This window comes from Rhodococcus xishaensis, assembly GCF_004011825.1.
GTDB classification, from domain to species: Bacteria; Actinomycetota; Actinomycetes; order Mycobacteriales; family Mycobacteriaceae; genus Prescottella; species Prescottella xishaensis.
In genome coordinates, this window is the sequence record NZ_RKLO01000002.1 from 176,583 (window position 1) to 190,850 (window position 14,268).

General features: G+C 65.7%; 15 protein-coding genes. 9 read left to right on the top strand and 6 right to left on the bottom strand.

Annotated features, from left to right (window positions below; all coding sequences use genetic code 11):
* Nucleotides 1–27: 27 nt before the first annotated feature.
* Complete coding sequence (locus tag EGT50_RS05260; RefSeq protein ID WP_127951543.1) at nt 28–1,218, bottom strand: FAD-dependent monooxygenase; 1,191 nt, start codon at nt 1,216–1,218, stop codon at nt 28–30.
* A 64-nt stretch (nt 1,219–1,282) separates the two neighbouring features.
* On the opposite strand from EGT50_RS05260, the gene EGT50_RS05265 reads away from it, so the two are divergent.
* From EGT50_RS05265 to recX, 4 genes are all read left to right on the top strand, one after another.
* On the top strand, nt 1,283–1,918 hold the full coding sequence (locus EGT50_RS05265; RefSeq protein WP_127951544.1) for a TetR/AcrR family transcriptional regulator: 636 nt from the start codon (nt 1,283–1,285) through the stop codon (nt 1,916–1,918).
* Nucleotides 1,919–2,007: 89 nt separating this feature from the next.
* On the top strand, nt 2,008–2,637 hold the full coding sequence (locus tag EGT50_RS05270) for a class I SAM-dependent methyltransferase (protein WP_127951545.1): 630 nt from the start codon (nt 2,008–2,010) through the stop codon (nt 2,635–2,637).
* A gap of 209 nt (nt 2,638–2,846) precedes the next feature.
* Nucleotides 2,847–3,884, top strand: a complete 1,038-nt coding sequence (gene recA / locus EGT50_RS05275) for a recombinase RecA (RefSeq protein ID WP_127951546.1) — start codon at nt 2,847–2,849, stop codon at nt 3,882–3,884.
* A gap of 3 nt (nt 3,885–3,887) precedes the next feature.
* The gene (gene recX, locus EGT50_RS05280; RefSeq protein WP_127951547.1) at nt 3,888–4,472 is read left to right on the top strand and encodes a recombination regulator RecX; all 585 of its coding nucleotides are present in this window, start codon (nt 3,888–3,890) and stop codon (nt 4,470–4,472) included.
* 71 nt (nt 4,473–4,543) lie between these two features.
* Here recX and EGT50_RS05285 read toward each other — a convergent pair whose 3' ends face one another.
* Genes EGT50_RS05285 through EGT50_RS05300 form a run of 4 tightly spaced genes read right to left on the bottom strand, consistent with a single transcriptional unit; the run spans nt 4,544 to nt 7,763 of the window.
* The gene (locus EGT50_RS05285) at nt 4,544–5,470 is read right to left on the bottom strand and encodes an amino acid ABC transporter permease (RefSeq protein ID WP_127951548.1); all 927 of its coding nucleotides are present in this window, start codon (nt 5,468–5,470) and stop codon (nt 4,544–4,546) included.
* Entirely contained in the window at nt 5,467–6,150 is a 684-nt protein-coding gene (locus EGT50_RS05290) for an amino acid ABC transporter permease (protein ID WP_127951549.1), read from the bottom strand. Before EGT50_RS05290 ends, EGT50_RS05285 begins: the two co-directional genes overlap by 4 nt.
* Nucleotides 6,151–6,166: 16 nt before the next feature.
* On the bottom strand, nt 6,167–7,003 hold the full coding sequence (locus EGT50_RS05295) for a glutamate ABC transporter substrate-binding protein (protein WP_127951550.1): 837 nt from the start codon (nt 7,001–7,003) through the stop codon (nt 6,167–6,169).
* 31 nt (nt 7,004–7,034) lie between these two features.
* Nucleotides 7,035–7,763: an amino acid ABC transporter ATP-binding protein gene (locus tag EGT50_RS05300; protein ID WP_164873357.1), complete on the bottom strand. Its 729-nt coding sequence runs from the start codon at nt 7,761–7,763 to the stop codon at nt 7,035–7,037.
* Nucleotides 7,764–7,968: 205 nt separating this feature from the next.
* Here EGT50_RS05300 and miaB point away from each other — a divergent pair, with 205 nt between their 5' ends.
* Together miaB and EGT50_RS05310 are read left to right on the top strand one after the other, a co-directional pair.
* Nucleotides 7,969–9,480, top strand: coding sequence for a tRNA (N6-isopentenyl adenosine(37)-C2)-methylthiotransferase MiaB (gene miaB, locus EGT50_RS05305; protein ID WP_127952178.1), 1,512 nt, complete (start codon nt 7,969–7,971; stop codon nt 9,478–9,480).
* A complete protein-coding gene (locus EGT50_RS05310) occupies nt 9,477–10,064 on the top strand; it encodes an Rv2732c family membrane protein (protein ID WP_127951552.1) in 588 nt (195 codons plus the stop codon). The genes miaB and EGT50_RS05310 overlap by 4 nt, the downstream gene beginning before the upstream one ends.
* Nucleotides 10,065–10,147: 83 nt before the next feature.
* Here the strand turns inward: EGT50_RS05310 and EGT50_RS05315 are convergent, their stop codons facing one another.
* Entirely contained in the window at nt 10,148–11,503 is a 1,356-nt protein-coding gene (locus EGT50_RS05315) for a DUF349 domain-containing protein (protein ID WP_127951553.1), read from the bottom strand.
* Between the two features lie 170 nt (nt 11,504–11,673).
* Here EGT50_RS05315 and EGT50_RS05320 point away from each other — a divergent pair, with 170 nt between their 5' ends.
* Genes EGT50_RS05320 through dapF form a run of 3 tightly spaced genes read left to right on the top strand, consistent with a single transcriptional unit; the run spans nt 11,674 to nt 14,230 of the window.
* Nucleotides 11,674–12,414 carry a class III extradiol ring-cleavage dioxygenase family protein gene (locus tag EGT50_RS05320; protein ID WP_127952181.1) on the top strand — a complete coding sequence of 247 codons (741 nt, stop codon included), beginning with the start codon at nt 11,674–11,676 and terminating at the stop codon, nt 12,412–12,414.
* On the top strand, nt 12,411–13,319 hold the full coding sequence (gene miaA, locus EGT50_RS05325; protein ID WP_127951554.1) for a tRNA (adenosine(37)-N6)-dimethylallyltransferase MiaA: 909 nt from the start codon (nt 12,411–12,413) through the stop codon (nt 13,317–13,319). Before EGT50_RS05320 ends, miaA begins: the two co-directional genes overlap by 4 nt.
* Before the next feature lie 41 nt (nt 13,320–13,360).
* Nucleotides 13,361–14,230 carry a diaminopimelate epimerase gene (gene dapF, locus EGT50_RS05330; RefSeq protein ID WP_127951555.1) on the top strand — a complete coding sequence of 290 codons (870 nt, stop codon included), beginning with the start codon at nt 13,361–13,363 and terminating at the stop codon, nt 14,228–14,230.
* The last annotated feature ends 38 nt before the right edge of the window (nt 14,231–14,268 follow it).

Sequence of the window (14,268 nt, forward strand, 5' to 3'; positions counted from 1 at the left end):
CTCGCAGGACCTCCAGCTCTCCAAGTTCTAACTCTTTGGGCGCGCGCCGATCGCCGGAGTCTTCGGCGGTTCCCAGGTTTGGATCTGGGCCAGGTGTCGACGCAACGTACGTTGGGGCGTCGAACGCAGTAGGAGGTCCCTGAGCCTGCTGGCGGCACGGCCGCGAACGTGAGCGAGCTGGCCCATCGCGCGAGAGCGTTGCGCGATCAGCTGAGTGCGTGGCCGACGGAGGGCGTCGTAGCGAGTCAACGCCGCTTCGAGTTGCGCGGTATCCGGGGCGGGTGAGCGGACGAGCGGCGCGAGCAGCACGGTCAGGGTCGCAGCGTCCTCCATCGCCTGTCCGCCGCCCTGCCCGAGATTCGGGGTCATTCCGTGGGCCGCATCTCCCAGGAGCACGAGCCGACCTCGGTGGAATGAATCGAGTCGGCCGGCGATCTCGTTTATCGGCAGACGGTGGATGTGCACAGGACTGGTTGCATCCACCAGTTCGGGGATCGGATGGTGCCAGTCGCCGAACAGCCTTCGAATCTCGGCCACTTCGTCGTCGAAAGCCTGTTCCGCCGGCATGGTGGCGACTGCGAACCAGTAGACCCGGCCGTCCGCGAGCGGCGCCATACCGAAGCGACAGCCAACGCCCAATGTCTCCCCGGCTTCTCCACCGAGGTCGACTGGATCTTGGGTGATTCCACGCCAGGTCGAGTAGCCCGCATACCTGATGCCGGGGTCTCCCGGCCACGTCCGTCGCGCGGTGCTACGCAAACCATCCGCAGCGATGACGAGATCGAATTGGTCGGTGCGCTCGAGCCCGTCAGAGCCGTGTAACACCACGACGCCGTCGGGTTGCGCCGAGACTGCTCGCACCCCCGCGAGCAGCGTCCCCGCGGTGAGCGAGGACACCAACATCGCATGCAGTTCGGCGCGGTCGATCACTCGAAGTTCCGAGACTGCGTTCGTCGGAACGGTCGTGAGCCATGAGCCGTCAGGTCGACGCTGGCCGCCTCGCAGTTGACCGGCCTTCGCTGATGTAAGCGAACGAAACCGCTCGCCGACGCCGACGGCATCCAAAGCGCGGATCCCGTTGGCGAACACGGTCAATCCCGATCCGCCGGGGCGGAGGTCGGTTGCCTGTTCGAAGACGACCACCTCCGCGCCTGCACGCTGCAATCCGACCGCAGCGCAAAGGCCGCCGATCCCCGAGCCGATGACACCGATACGCACGACGACCTCCTACTACACCTGTAGAGCTAGACAACGCGTGATACTACATCTGTAGAGTTGGCGTGTGGATAGCGGGAACACTGGAAGACAGACAAGAGCGGAGGCGATTGCGGACGGTGGCATCGCCGTCATCGCCCGTGATGGCCTTCGCGCCCTTACTCACCGTGCCGTCGATCGCGAAGCCGGCATCCCTCAGGGTTCGAGCTCCTACTACGCCCCGACTCGTCGTGCGCTGCTGGACCTGATCGTGCAGCGCCTTGCGCAGCGCACCACAGCTGACGCCAGTCAGGCCATTGAGCAGCTCGGATTACTCACGCCCGCAGCCACACCCGTGGACCGCGTCACTCAGCTTGCTGCTGCAGTGTCGGGTCTGATCGATACCCTCGCTGCACGAGGGGCGGACATGCGTGCGCGCTATGCGCTCCTCCTCGAACTCGACCGCTCACAGGCACTTCACGCCGCGCTTTCGACGCGTTCAGAGGTGCAGACTCGCGGGCTCGCGATGGTGCAGGAGGTCCTCGAGCGATTTGGGGTCGCCGATCCGAGGCGTCGTGGCATCGAGTTGATGAAACTCGCCGACGCCATGGTCTTTCAGCAGGTTGTTGTCGACCCAGCGCCCAGTGCCGTTGGCAGTGAGGGGGTCGGCAGCAGTCGGGGAGTCATCGAGAGCTACCTGCGTGGCATCATTCCTCAGCGCTGAGCGTTGCACCGCGCCAAGAATCCGGTTCCGTCAAGAAACTATCCGGGTCTTCAGCTCGTCCCGGGCTGCACGCAGGGATAATCCCGAGGGTGACTCAACCCGGGTATGACGCTGTCGCAGAACGCTATTCCGAGGCATTTCCGACTCCATACCAGACCCCACTCGAGCGTCACGTCGTTGCTGCGTTCGCAGATCTTGTAAGAGAGCGCACGCTCGAGGGCATCGTGCTGGATGTCGGGTGCGGCCTCGGACATGTCACCGCGGATCTCGCGGGAAGGGGACTGGACGTCGTCGGCGTCGACCCCAGTCGGGAAATGCTGGAGATCGCTCGGCGCAACTACCCTGAGCTCCGCTTCGTCCAGGACGATGCCCAGCTCGAGTCCATGAATCTCGGCGGACAAAGTGTTGCGGCGGTCTTGGCGAGATGCAGTCTGATTCACCTGCCGCCGTCGGATGTCCCGAACGTGCTTGCTGGTTGGGCCGTCAGGATGGCCCCCGGCGCACTCGTGGCGGTCGCCGGCCAGACCACCGACTCCGTGGGCGAGGTCTCCGAGTTCGACCACGCCGTTGCGCCGGCATGGCGCTGGCACCCCGACCGTCTCGCCGAAGCGCTCTCGGAGGCAGGCTTCGAAGAAGTGTGGCGGACGATCAGTCGTCCCGACGCCCACCACAGTTTCCCCGAACTCCATCTCGTGGCCCGTCGCCGGTGCTGGGTCTGACACGACTGGGTCTGACACGGCGAACCCTAATTGACTCGAACACGTGTTCGCCTATACTGGGTCTACCCGTTGTCATACCGGTGTTCCGGGCGGGCACGACAAGTTTGGATCAGACAAGTTTGGATCATTCGGGTCGACGAAGTTGTCGGTGCCGGGCTCTAACCTGAACCTCAGATTGCTGGATGAGACTTCCAAAAAGGGGGACCACGATGGCACCACAGGCGTACGACCGCGATAAGGCGCTCGAACTTGCCCTTGCCCAGATCGACAAGAGCTTCGGCAAGGGGTCGGTGATGCGCCTCGGTGAGGAGGCTCGTCAGCCCGTTGCCGTGATCCCCACCGGATCCATCTCCCTGGACGTAGCGCTGGGCATCGGTGGTCTCCCGCGCGGCCGCATCGTCGAGATCTACGGTCCGGAGTCCTCGGGTAAGACGACGGTCGCCCTCCACGCGGTCGCGAATGCTCAGGCCGCCGGCGGTGTCGCGGCCTTCATCGACGCCGAGCACGCGCTGGATCCGGAGTACGCACGCAAGCTGGGTGTCGACACCGACGCGCTGCTGGTCGCGCAGCCGGACACCGGTGAGCAGGCCCTCGAGATCGCCGACATGCTGATTCGTTCCGGCGCACTCGACGTCATCGTGGTCGACTCGGTCGCCGCGCTCGTGCCCCGCGCCGAGATCGAAGGCGAGATGGGTGACAGCCACGTCGGTCTGCAGGCTCGACTGATGAGTCAGGCGCTGCGCAAGATGACGGGTGCGCTCAACAACTCGGGCACCACCGCGATCTTCATCAACCAGCTGCGCGAGAAGATCGGTGTGATGTTCGGTTCACCCGAGACCACGACCGGTGGCAAGGCGCTGAAGTTCTACTCCTCGGTCCGTCTCGACGTCCGCCGAATCGAGACCCTCAAAGACGGTACCGATGCGGTCGGCAACCGCACCCGGGTCAAGGTCGTGAAGAACAAGGTGTCGCCGCCGTTCAAGCAGGCCGAGTTCGACATCCTCTACGGCCAGGGCATCAGCAAGGAAGGCTCGCTGATCGACATGGGCGTGGAGCAAGGGTTCATCCGCAAGTCCGGTTCCTGGTACACGTACGAGGGTGATCAGCTCGGCCAGGGCAAGGAGAACGCCCGCAAGTTCCTGATCGAGAACGCCGACATCCGGGACGAGATCGAGAAGAAGATCAAGGAGAAGCTCGGTATCGGTGCGGCACTGACCGACGAGGCCGTCGAATCGGTCGACTTCTAGCCCATGAGCCGCGGGCGGAGAGTCGGACCGGACGGCGACGGACCGGACGGCGAGTCGTTCGAACTGCGGGGCGCGCCCGAAACCCTCGAAGCAAGGGCCAAGGACGTGTGCCTGCGGCTGTTGACCGATCGTGCCCGCAGCCGCGCCGAACTCGAACAGTCGCTCGCGCGGAAGGGCTACCCGGAGGCGATCGTCGCCCGAGTCCTCGACCGGCTCACCGGGGCGGGTCTCGTCGACGACGCCGCGTTCGCCGAGCAGTGGGTGCACTCGCGGCACACCTACTCAGGACGCGGTCGCCGCGCGTTGGCAACGGAGTTGCGTCGTAGGGGAATCGACCAGCAGACTTCCACCGAGGCGTTGTCGCACATCAGTGCCGACGACGAGCGGGAGCGGGCAGCGGAGCTGGTTCGCAAGAAGCTCGCCCGGACCACAGCTGGCGACCTCACCGACCGCGACGACCGCGAACGGTTGATGCGCCGTCTCGTCGGCATGCTGGCGCGGCGAGGGTATCCGTCGGCGATGTCGTTCGCGGTGGTGAAGGCCGAATTGGAGGAACTCGGCTGCAGTATCGAACCCGAATCGGCATGACCATGTGAACAGACGTCGAAGGGCTCGCCAGGGATCGAGTGCTCCGCGAGCCCTTCAGGCGCTCGTGTCGATCAACGCGGCGGTGGTTGCTGCTGCATGACGTCGCTGAAGTCGTCGACGCCCGGGGCACCGTCGAGCTCTGTGGTGTCGATCGGGACCATCTCGGGCCGCCGGCCCCTCTTGGTGCCGGTACGCAGTCGCTTCTCGAGCCAGGTCGCGAACGATGCAAGTGCGAAGTTGATGGTAATCATGATCACGCCGACCACTACCAGTGCGGCGAAGAAGTTGCGGTAGTACGACGCCGCCTGCTGACCACTGCGGATCAGCTCTATGTATCCGATCTGGTAGCCGAGTGCCGAGTCCTTCAGCGCGACAACCATCTGTGAGACCAGGGCCGGCAGCATCGCGGTGATCGCCTGCGGCAGCAGGACTATCCGCATCATCTGACTCTTGCGTAGGCCGAGGGCGACCGCCGCCTCGGTCTGGCCCCTGGGCAACGACAGAATTCCGGCCCGGATGATCTCGGCCATCACCGAACCGTTGTACAGCGTCAAACCCACCACTACCGCGGCCAGAGCCAATTGGCTCGACGGGAAGACACCGTACTGTGCGAACGCCTGGTAGGCGAAGATCATCAGGATCAGCACGGGGATCGCGCGGAAGAACTCGACGAACGAGCCGCTGACCCAGCGTACTGATCGGTGAACCGAGAGCCGTCCGATGCCGAGGATCGCGCCGAGGATGAGCGCGAACACAATCGACAAGGCCGCCGCGAGCAGTGTCCCCCGCAAGCCGGGCAGCAAGTATGTCGACCAGGTCAAGTGGTCCAGGAACGGCGACCACTTCTCCGCTTCGAGTTGGCCGTTGTCGGCCAGCACTTTGAGCACGTACAGCGCGATCACGACCAGGGTGACGCCGAAGAGGATCGCGATCAGTCGGTTTCGGACTCGGGCTCGGGCACCGGGGGTGTCGAAGAGAACGCTGGCCTGTTGAGTCATCGCTTCACCGCCAAACGCTTGCCGAGGTAGCCGAACAGGAACCCGATCGGCAAGGTCAGGACCATGAACCCGATGGCGAAGATGCCGAACACGAGGAACAGCCTGTCGGCCTCATTCTCGATCATCGTCTTCATGAGGAGGGACGCCTCGGCCACGCCGATTGCCGAGGCGATCGTCGTGTTCTTCGTCAGGGCGATGAGCACACTGCCCAGCGGGGCGATGACCGCGCGGAATGCCTGAGGCAACACGATCAGGCGGATGCTCTGGCTGAAGGTCAGACCCAGCGAACGCGCCGCCTCTGCCTGACCGAGGGGAACGGTGTTGATACCCGATCGAAGCGACTCGCACACGAAAGCCGACGTGTAGAGGATGAATCCGAGTACCGCGAGCCGGAAGTTGTTGTTGTCGATGAATGTCGGGGAGTCTTCGGGTGCGAAGTGGACGCCGAGGTTCTGGTAGAGACCGATCGAACAGAACACCACGATGAGCGTCAGCGGCGTGTTCCGAAAGATGTCGACGTACCAGCTCGCGAAGACTCGCAGGATGGGTACAGGAGAGACCCGCATGGCCGCTAGGATCGTGCCCCAGATCAGCGCGCCGAGCGCGGACCAGAAGGTCAGCTGCACTGTCGTCCAGAAGGCGCTGACGAGCTGGTCACCGTAGGTGTCGAGCAGTCCCATGTCGCCTTCCTCCCCGTCAGTACCGGTAGACGGTCGGTGACGGGGGTAGCTCGTAACCGGACCCGCCGATCGACTCTTCGAGCGCTCGCTGCCATGCTCCTGTCGCGACCATGTCCTCGATCGCGTCGTTGATCTTCATCCTGGCGTCTGTATCGCCCTTGGGGAGGCCGATGCCATACAGCTCGGTGGTGAAGGGTTCGCCGACGAGCTTGAATTCGCCGGGGTACTGGGCCGCATAGCCAGCCAGGATGATGTCGTCGGTGGTAAGCGCGTCGACCTTGCCGCGATACAGCGCTTCCACGCACGACGAGTAGCTGTCGAACTCCTGCAGCTGTACGCCTGGATACGACCTCTTGATCTCCTGTGCCGGCGTCGATCCGGACACCGAGCAGAGCTTCTTCCCGTCCTCGAGTGACTCGGCGCCGGTGATCGAGTCGTCATCGGCGCGGACGAGCAATGACTGACCGGCGATGAAGTATGGGCCGGCGAAGTCGACGACTCTCTTGCGGCTGTCGGTGATCGAGTACGTCCCGGCGATGAAGTCGACCTCGCCGTTCCTGATCAGGTTTTCTCGCTGCCCCGACGGTGATTCACGCCAGGTGATCCCGCTCTCGGGGACTCCCAGGTAGTTCGCGACGTACTTCGCGACCGCGACGTCGAACCCGGTCATCGTCCTGTCCGGTTCGCGCAGTCCCAGCCCGGGCTGATCGTATTTGGTGCCGATCGTGAGGTGACCTGCTGCGGCGTCGGCCAGCACGTCCCGAGGCTCGCTGCTGCCGCACGCGGCCGCGGTGAGCGCGACGGCCGCCAGCGCGGCGACGGCTCCCATCACGCGGGGGAATCGAGTTCGCATGCGGATGACCTTCTTTCTTGCATCCGTGTGTTCAGTGGCCGAGGATCTTGGCCAGGAAGTCCTTGGCACGGTCGGACGACGGTGCGGTGAAAAAGGTCTCCGGGTCGGTGTCCTCGAGGATCGAGCCGTCGGCCATGAAGATGACCCGGTCGGCGGCTTTGCGGGCGAATCCCATCTCGTGGGTGACGACGATCATCGTCATGCCCTCTTTGGCAAGGTTCACCATGACGTCGAGCACCTCGTTGACCATTTCGGGGTCGAGGGCCGACGTCGGCTCGTCGAACAGCATGACCTTCGGGTCCATCGCAAGGGACCGCGCGATCGCCACACGCTGCTGCTGTCCGCCCGACAGCTGGGCGGGGTACTTTTCGGCCTGCTCCCGAATGCCGACCCGGTCGAGGAGCGCGAGTGCGCGTTCCTTGGCCTTGGTCTTGTCAATCCTACGGACCTTGACAGGCGCGAGCATGACGTTGTCGAGGACGGTCTTGTGAGCGAAGAGATTGAAGCTCTGGAAGACCATGCCGACGTCCGAGCGCAACCGCGCGAGCGCGCGCCCCTCTGCTGGTACGGGCACGCCGTCGATCGCAATAGTGCCCTCGTCGACGGGCTCGAGGCGGTTGATCGTCCGGCAGAGCGTCGACTTGCCAGAACCCGACGGGCCGAGCATCACAACGACCTGGCCGGTGGCGATCTCCAGATCGATGTCCCGCAGAACGTGCAAGTCGCCGAAGTGTTTGTTGACCCGCTTCATCGAGATCATCGACCGGGCCCCGGGGACTGTTCCGGTTATCTCAGCCTGCGTCATAAGAGACAACCATATATGCACGATATAGGTGCTAGACAGGATCTTGGTCGGTCCAACTCAGGATAATCTTGAACGATCCAGTTCGCGGGCGGTGAGCGGGCTGAGCATTGTGGCTCTGACTGGCGGTTTTGCACGGGGCCGTACCCTTGGATCCGTGGAGATGAACGACCAGGGCGCCGGACGCAGCTACGAGGTCCGCACGTACGGCTGCCAGATGAACGTGCACGACTCCGAGCGGTTGTCGGGCTTGCTCGAGGATGCCGGTTACCGGAGGGCGGCACCGGGGGAGCAGGCGGACCTGGTGGTCTTCAACACCTGCGCGGTGCGCGAGAACGCGGACAACAAGTTGTACGGCAATCTCAGCCATCTCGTTCCGGTGAAGGAGCAGCGCCCGGGGATGCAGATCGCGGTCGGCGGCTGCCTCGCCCAGAAGGACCGCGACACCGTTGTCAAGAAGGCGCCGTGGGTCGACGTCGTGTTCGGAACCCACAACCTCGGTTCGCTCCCCGCGCTGCTCGAACGCGCCCGGCACAACAAGAGGGCCGAGGTCGAGATTCTCGAATCGCTCGAGGCCTTCCCGTCGACGCTGCCCGCGAAGCGGGAATCAGCCTACGCGGGTTGGGTGTCGATCTCCGTCGGCTGCAACAACACCTGCACGTTCTGCATCGTGCCCTCCCTGCGTGGCAAGGAGGTCGACCGTCGGCCCGGCGACATCCTCGCCGAGGTTCAGGCTCTCGTGAACGAGGGTGTTCTGGAGGTGACGCTGCTCGGCCAGAACGTCAACTCGTACGGCGTCTCGTTCGCGGACCCCGACGAGCCGCGTGACCGCGGCGCCTTCGCCAAACTCCTCCGCGCGTGCGGCGGGATCGAGGGACTCGAACGGGTGCGATTCACCTCCCCGCACCCGGCGGAGTTCACCGACGATGTCATCGAGGCGATGGCGACAACTCCGAACGTGTGCCCGCAACTGCACATGCCGCTGCAATCCGGTTCGGATCGCGTCCTCAAGGCGATGCGGCGCTCGTACCGCAGTGCCAAGTTCCTCGGGATCATCGAGAAGGTCCGCGCCGCGATGCCGCATGCCGCCATCACGACCGACATCATCGTCGGCTTCCCGGGCGAGACGGAGGAAGACTTCCAGGCCACGCTCGACGTGGTCCGGCAGGCGCGGTTCACGAGCGCCTTTACCTTCCAGTACTCCAAGCGCCCCGGGACGCCCGCCGCGGAGATGGCGGACCAGATCCCGAAAGTTGTTGTACAGGAACGCTACAACCGTCTCATCGCACTCCAGGAGGAGATCACCCTCGAGGAGAACAGCAAGCTCGTCGGTACTGAGGTCGAGTTGCTGGTGACCACCGGCGACGGCCGCAAGGACGCCGAGACCGCGCGTATGAGCGGCCGGGCTCGCGACGGACGCCTGGTCCACTTCCGGCCTGAAGGCAACCTCGACGGTGACCTGCGCCCCGGTGATGTCATCACCGTGGTCGTCACCGACGCGGCCCCGCACCACCTCACCGCCGACGATCCGATTCTCACTCATCGACGCACTCGCGCCGGAGATTCGTTCGAGCGAGGGGTCACCCCCAAGACGCCGCCGATCGGTGTCGGACTGGGACTGCCCAAGGTGGGCGTCCCCGCACCGATGCCCGCACAGATGGGATGCAACGCATGACGAACAGCGGCGACTTCGCCGACGCTGGAGGCAGTCAGGATCCGATGCGCGAGTACCAGAAGGACTTCGACGCCGCCGAGAAGAAGATCGCCGGAGAGATCGACCCGGGGATGCGGGCGGTCGTGGTTGCGGTGTGCGTGCTGGTGCTGCTGCTCTCGTTCACGCTGCCGCACGCCGGATCGGCGAACGGTTGGGAGGTTCTGGTCAACGCCGACTCGGCCGTCGCCGAGTACATCAAGCTGCCGTCGCGGATTTTCGTGTGGCTCGCGGTCGTCTTCGGCGGTGTCTTCTCGATCCTGGCGCTGGTCACGCGGCGCTGGGTGCTCGCCTGGATCGCGCTCGCCGGGACGGCGGTGTCCGCGGTGTTCGGGATGCTGGCGATCTGGTCACGGCAGACCCTCACGGTCGGCGAGCCCGGCGCCGGCCCGGGCCTCGGTCTGGTTATCGGCTGGATCACCGTCATCGTGCTGACGTTCCACTGGATCAGAGTGGTGTGGAGCCGGACTGCGATGCAGCTTGCTGCAGAGGAGGATCGGCGCCGAGCCGCCGAGGGCGAATCCGGCCGCGGCGACTGGACCGTATGAACTCCGGAGACAAGCTCCACCATTGACGAGTGAGGGGTGCGACGCCGAACGGCGTCGCACCCGTCACTCGTCAATCGGTCGATTCAACGTTCGCCCACAGCGCCCTCGGCGGCCTCGGCCCATTCTCGCCACTGTTGGGCCTGGGCGAGGGCCTTCTCGGCGTCCTTGGTTCGCCCTGCCGCGGTCGCCTTCGCCGCCTGCTCCTCGAACTGGGCAACGCGCTCACGGAACTGTGCGGCACGGGCCAGCGCCTCGGGATCGGTTCGGCGCCACTCGGAGTCGGCCGCGTCACGAACTCGCTTCTCGATCGCACGCAGCTTGCCTTCGAGGTCGTGCATACGTTCGCGCGGAACCTTGCCGATCTCGTCCCACTTCTCTTGCAGATCACGCAGCGCCGCGCGTGCCGCGTCGAGGTCCTTCTCGGGGTCGATGTTCTGCGCGCCCTTCAGTAGCTCTTCCTTGGCGGCTGCGTTCTGGGCGAACTCGGCGTCGCGTTCGGACGCAGCAGAGTTTCGAGCGGCGAAGAAGACGTCCTGCGCTTCCTTGAACCGTCGCCACAGGGCGTCGTCGGCCTCGCGGGGCGCCCGACCGGCAGTCTTCCACTCGGCGAGTAGGTCCCGGAACCGCGCGGCGGTCGGGCCCCATTCTGTGGACGTCGACAACTCCTCGGCCTGGGCGATCAATTCCTCCTTGCGGGTCTTGGCATTCGCGCGCTCGCGATCGAGTTCGGCAAAGTGGGTGCCACGCCGCCGATTGAACGACTCCCGTGCCTTCGAGAACCGCCGCCACAAGGCGTCATCGGTCTTCCGGTCGAGACCACGGATCGTCTTCCACTCGTCGAGGATCTCCCGCAGCCGATCGCCCGCGGCTTTCCACTGCGTGGATTCGGCGCCGATCTGCTCCGCCTCGGCGGCCAGTGCTTCCTTTCGGGCAGTCTGCTCCAGGCGGTTCTGCTCACGGTCCTGCTTGGCCCGCTCCTCGGCGTGCACCGACCCCTCGATGATGGCGGTGAGCCGGACATGCAGCGAATCGATGTCGCCGATGACAGCAGCCGTTGGCAGCGACTCCACCAGCGCCTCGGCGGCCGATCGCGTCTTCTTCGCGTCACCCGTTCCGGACGCGAGCCGGGATTCGAGAAGCGAGACCTCGGTCGCCAGGTCGTCGTAGCGTCGGCCGAAGTGTGCGAGGCCCTCGGCTACGTCCCCCGCCTGCCAGGAACCGATCTGACGTTCGCCCTCGGCCGTCTTCACCCATACGGTGCCGTCCTCGTCGACACGGCCGAACAGACTCGGATCGCTGGCCACTACCGCAGGCTTGGTGTGGCTCGGAGCCGGACCGGGCTTGGGTGAGCTCGATCTTGCGGCACCCGGCTTAGCGCCGCCGGGCTTGGGGACACCCGGCTTCGGGGTACCCGGCTTGGGTGCGTTGCTCTCGGTCATAGCTCCTCGTCTCTGCCGCGCGTCACGGCTGCCTCATCACACTGTCGCCTCCCGTTCGCGCCCCAATCGTTCGTTGAGGGCAGGTGGGAGCCTGCAGCGACTGCTCAAGACCATTGAAGCAGGTACGACACGGATAGGGCGTGACCCCGGGTCGACTACCGTTGCTCAGTGTGTTGACCGCTGCCGCTTTCGTGCCCTCGCCGCCGCTGCTGGTGCCGCAGCTGGCGAGTGGTGCAGCTCAGGAAACCGACCGGTTGCGTCGGGCGGCTCTCGGAGTGGCGTCCCGACTGGGTGAGTCGTGTGAGGAGTGGACCGCATTCGGTGTGGCCGAACCCGGCCTGCCCTTCATCGCCGAGGTCGGCCCCGAGTCGAGCGGCACGTTTCAGGGCTTCGGCGTCGACGTGCGAGTGTGCTTGTCTCCCGACGCATCCGCAGCCGCCGTCGATCCGTCAATGCCCCTGGCGGCTCTCATCGCCGCGTGGTTGCGCGGCCAGGCGGCGCCCGCGTCGAAAGTCCGGGTTCGAGTCCTGGCCCCCGACACCCCGGCCGACCAATGCGCCCAGCTGGGTGCGGCGCTGCGACGCGAACTCGACGCACGTCGGTCGCGGCAGGCACTGCTTGTCGTTGCGGACGGCGCGAACACCTTGACCAAGAAGGCGCCCGGCGCGTTCGACCCTCGATCCGAGCAGGTGCAGGCGGCGCTGGACGCGGCCCTCGCCGAGGGTGACTGCGGCGCGCTCGACCACCTCGACGCCGCGCTGTGCCAGTCGATCGGACTCGCCGGGCGTGCTGCTTGGCAGACACTGTCGGCGGTGTTCGGCGGCGAGGCAGGCGGTCCCCGCAAGTCCGAGTCGCTCTACGTGGGTGCACCGTACGGCGTCGGGTACCACGTCGGGATGTGGTTGCCATGACCGCTCCGACGCCCGTCGCGGTTATCGGTCCCACGGCAACCGGCAAGTCTCGCCTCGCTCTCGATCTCGCCGAGCGAGTCGGCGGCGAAATCGTCAACATCGATGCGATGCAGCTCTACCGTGGGATGGACGTCGGCACCGCCAAGCTCACTCCGGAGGAACGCCGGGGCATTCCCCACCACCAGCTCGACGTCCTCGACGTGACCGAGACCGCGACCGTGGCTCGCTATCAGGAATCGGCGGCCTGCGACATCGAGGACATCCGTGCGCGAAGTGCAGTGCCGATCATCGTGGGCGGTTCGATGATGTACGTGCAGGCGCTGCTGGACGAGTGGGCATTTCCTACGACCGATCCCCAGGTACGGGCGCAGTGGGAGGCCATGCTTGCCGAGCAGGGGGTTGCGGCCGTACACGCCGAACTCGCGCGTGTCGATCCGGATGCGGCGGCGTCGATTCTGTCGACGGACGGGCGACGCATCGTCCGCGCGCTCGAGGTCGTGCAGATCACCGGGCGTCCGTTCGCGGCCTCGGCACCGAAGATCGGCGAACCGCGTTGGGACACAGTCATCATCGGGGTCGATCGGGAGACCGGGGCGCTCGACGACCGGATCCGGGTGCGGACCGAGTGGATGTTCGACAACGGGCTCGTCGACGAGGTTGCGGGGTTGGTCGGCGTGGGGCTCCGGAAGGGCGTCACAGCCCAGCGGGCCATCGGCTACGCGCAGGTGCTGGCGATGTTCGACGGTGAGTACGATCTAGCGGGGGCGCGGGAGCGCACCTTTACCGGCACTCGGCGGTACGTGCGTCGGCAGCGGTCCTGGTTCCGCCGTGACCCGCGCGTGCACTGGGTCGACGGAGCCGACCCGGACCTGCTCGACGCGGCGTTGCGCCTGGTGGAGGGGTAGTGACGCGCTCGAGTGCGTGATCACCTCGCTAGAGTGGGCCCATGGAGTTCAGCAAGGGCCACGGCACCGAGAACGACTTCGTGATCCTCCCGGATCCGGACGCCGGCCTTGCTCTTCCTGAGCATCGGGTCGCGAATCTGTGTGATCGTCGCCGCGGGCTCGGTGCCGATGGGGTGCTGCGGGTAGCGCGAGCCGGAGCGCTGGCCGCGGTTGGCGTCCTGCGCGACCTTCCGGCCGGCGTCGGCGCCGACGACTGGTTCATGGACTATCGCAACGCCGACGGATCGGTCGCGGAGATGTGTGGCAACGGTGTTCGGGTGTTCGCCCACTACCTGTGCGCGACCGGTCTCGAACTGCACGACGAGTTCGTCGTCGGCAGCCGGGCCGGCGCGCGTCCGGTGACAGTCCATACCGCCGACCATGTTCATGGCGATGTCACCGTCGACATGGGGCAGGTTAGGGATCTCGGCGCGTCGACTGCGACGGTCGGCGGCCGTGTGCTCGCCGGAATGGGTATCGACGTCGGAAACCCGCACCTTGCGTGCGTCGACCCGGAGATGACACTGGCTGCACTTGCAGCGCTGGACCTGACAGTCTCGCCGGGCTTCGACCCAGGCTTCTTTCCCGAGGGCGTCAACATCGAGATCCTCACCGCGCTCGACGGCGGATCGGTGGACATGCGCGTGCACGAACGTGGCGTGGGGGAGACCCGCTCGTGTGGTACCGGAACGGTGGCGGCGGCGGTCGCCGCGTTGCGTGCGAACGGCGACACCGACGGCAAGGTCGAGGTGCGGGTGCCCGGCGGTCGGGTCGAGGTCACAGTCGAGGGCGACCGAGCGGCATTGCGGGGTCCGTCCGTACTGGTGGCGACGGGTCGGATCGATGATCGCTGGTGGACCGAGTTCGTCTGATCGTCCCGAGGGAAATCCGTGTGCGCACCCGTCACGGT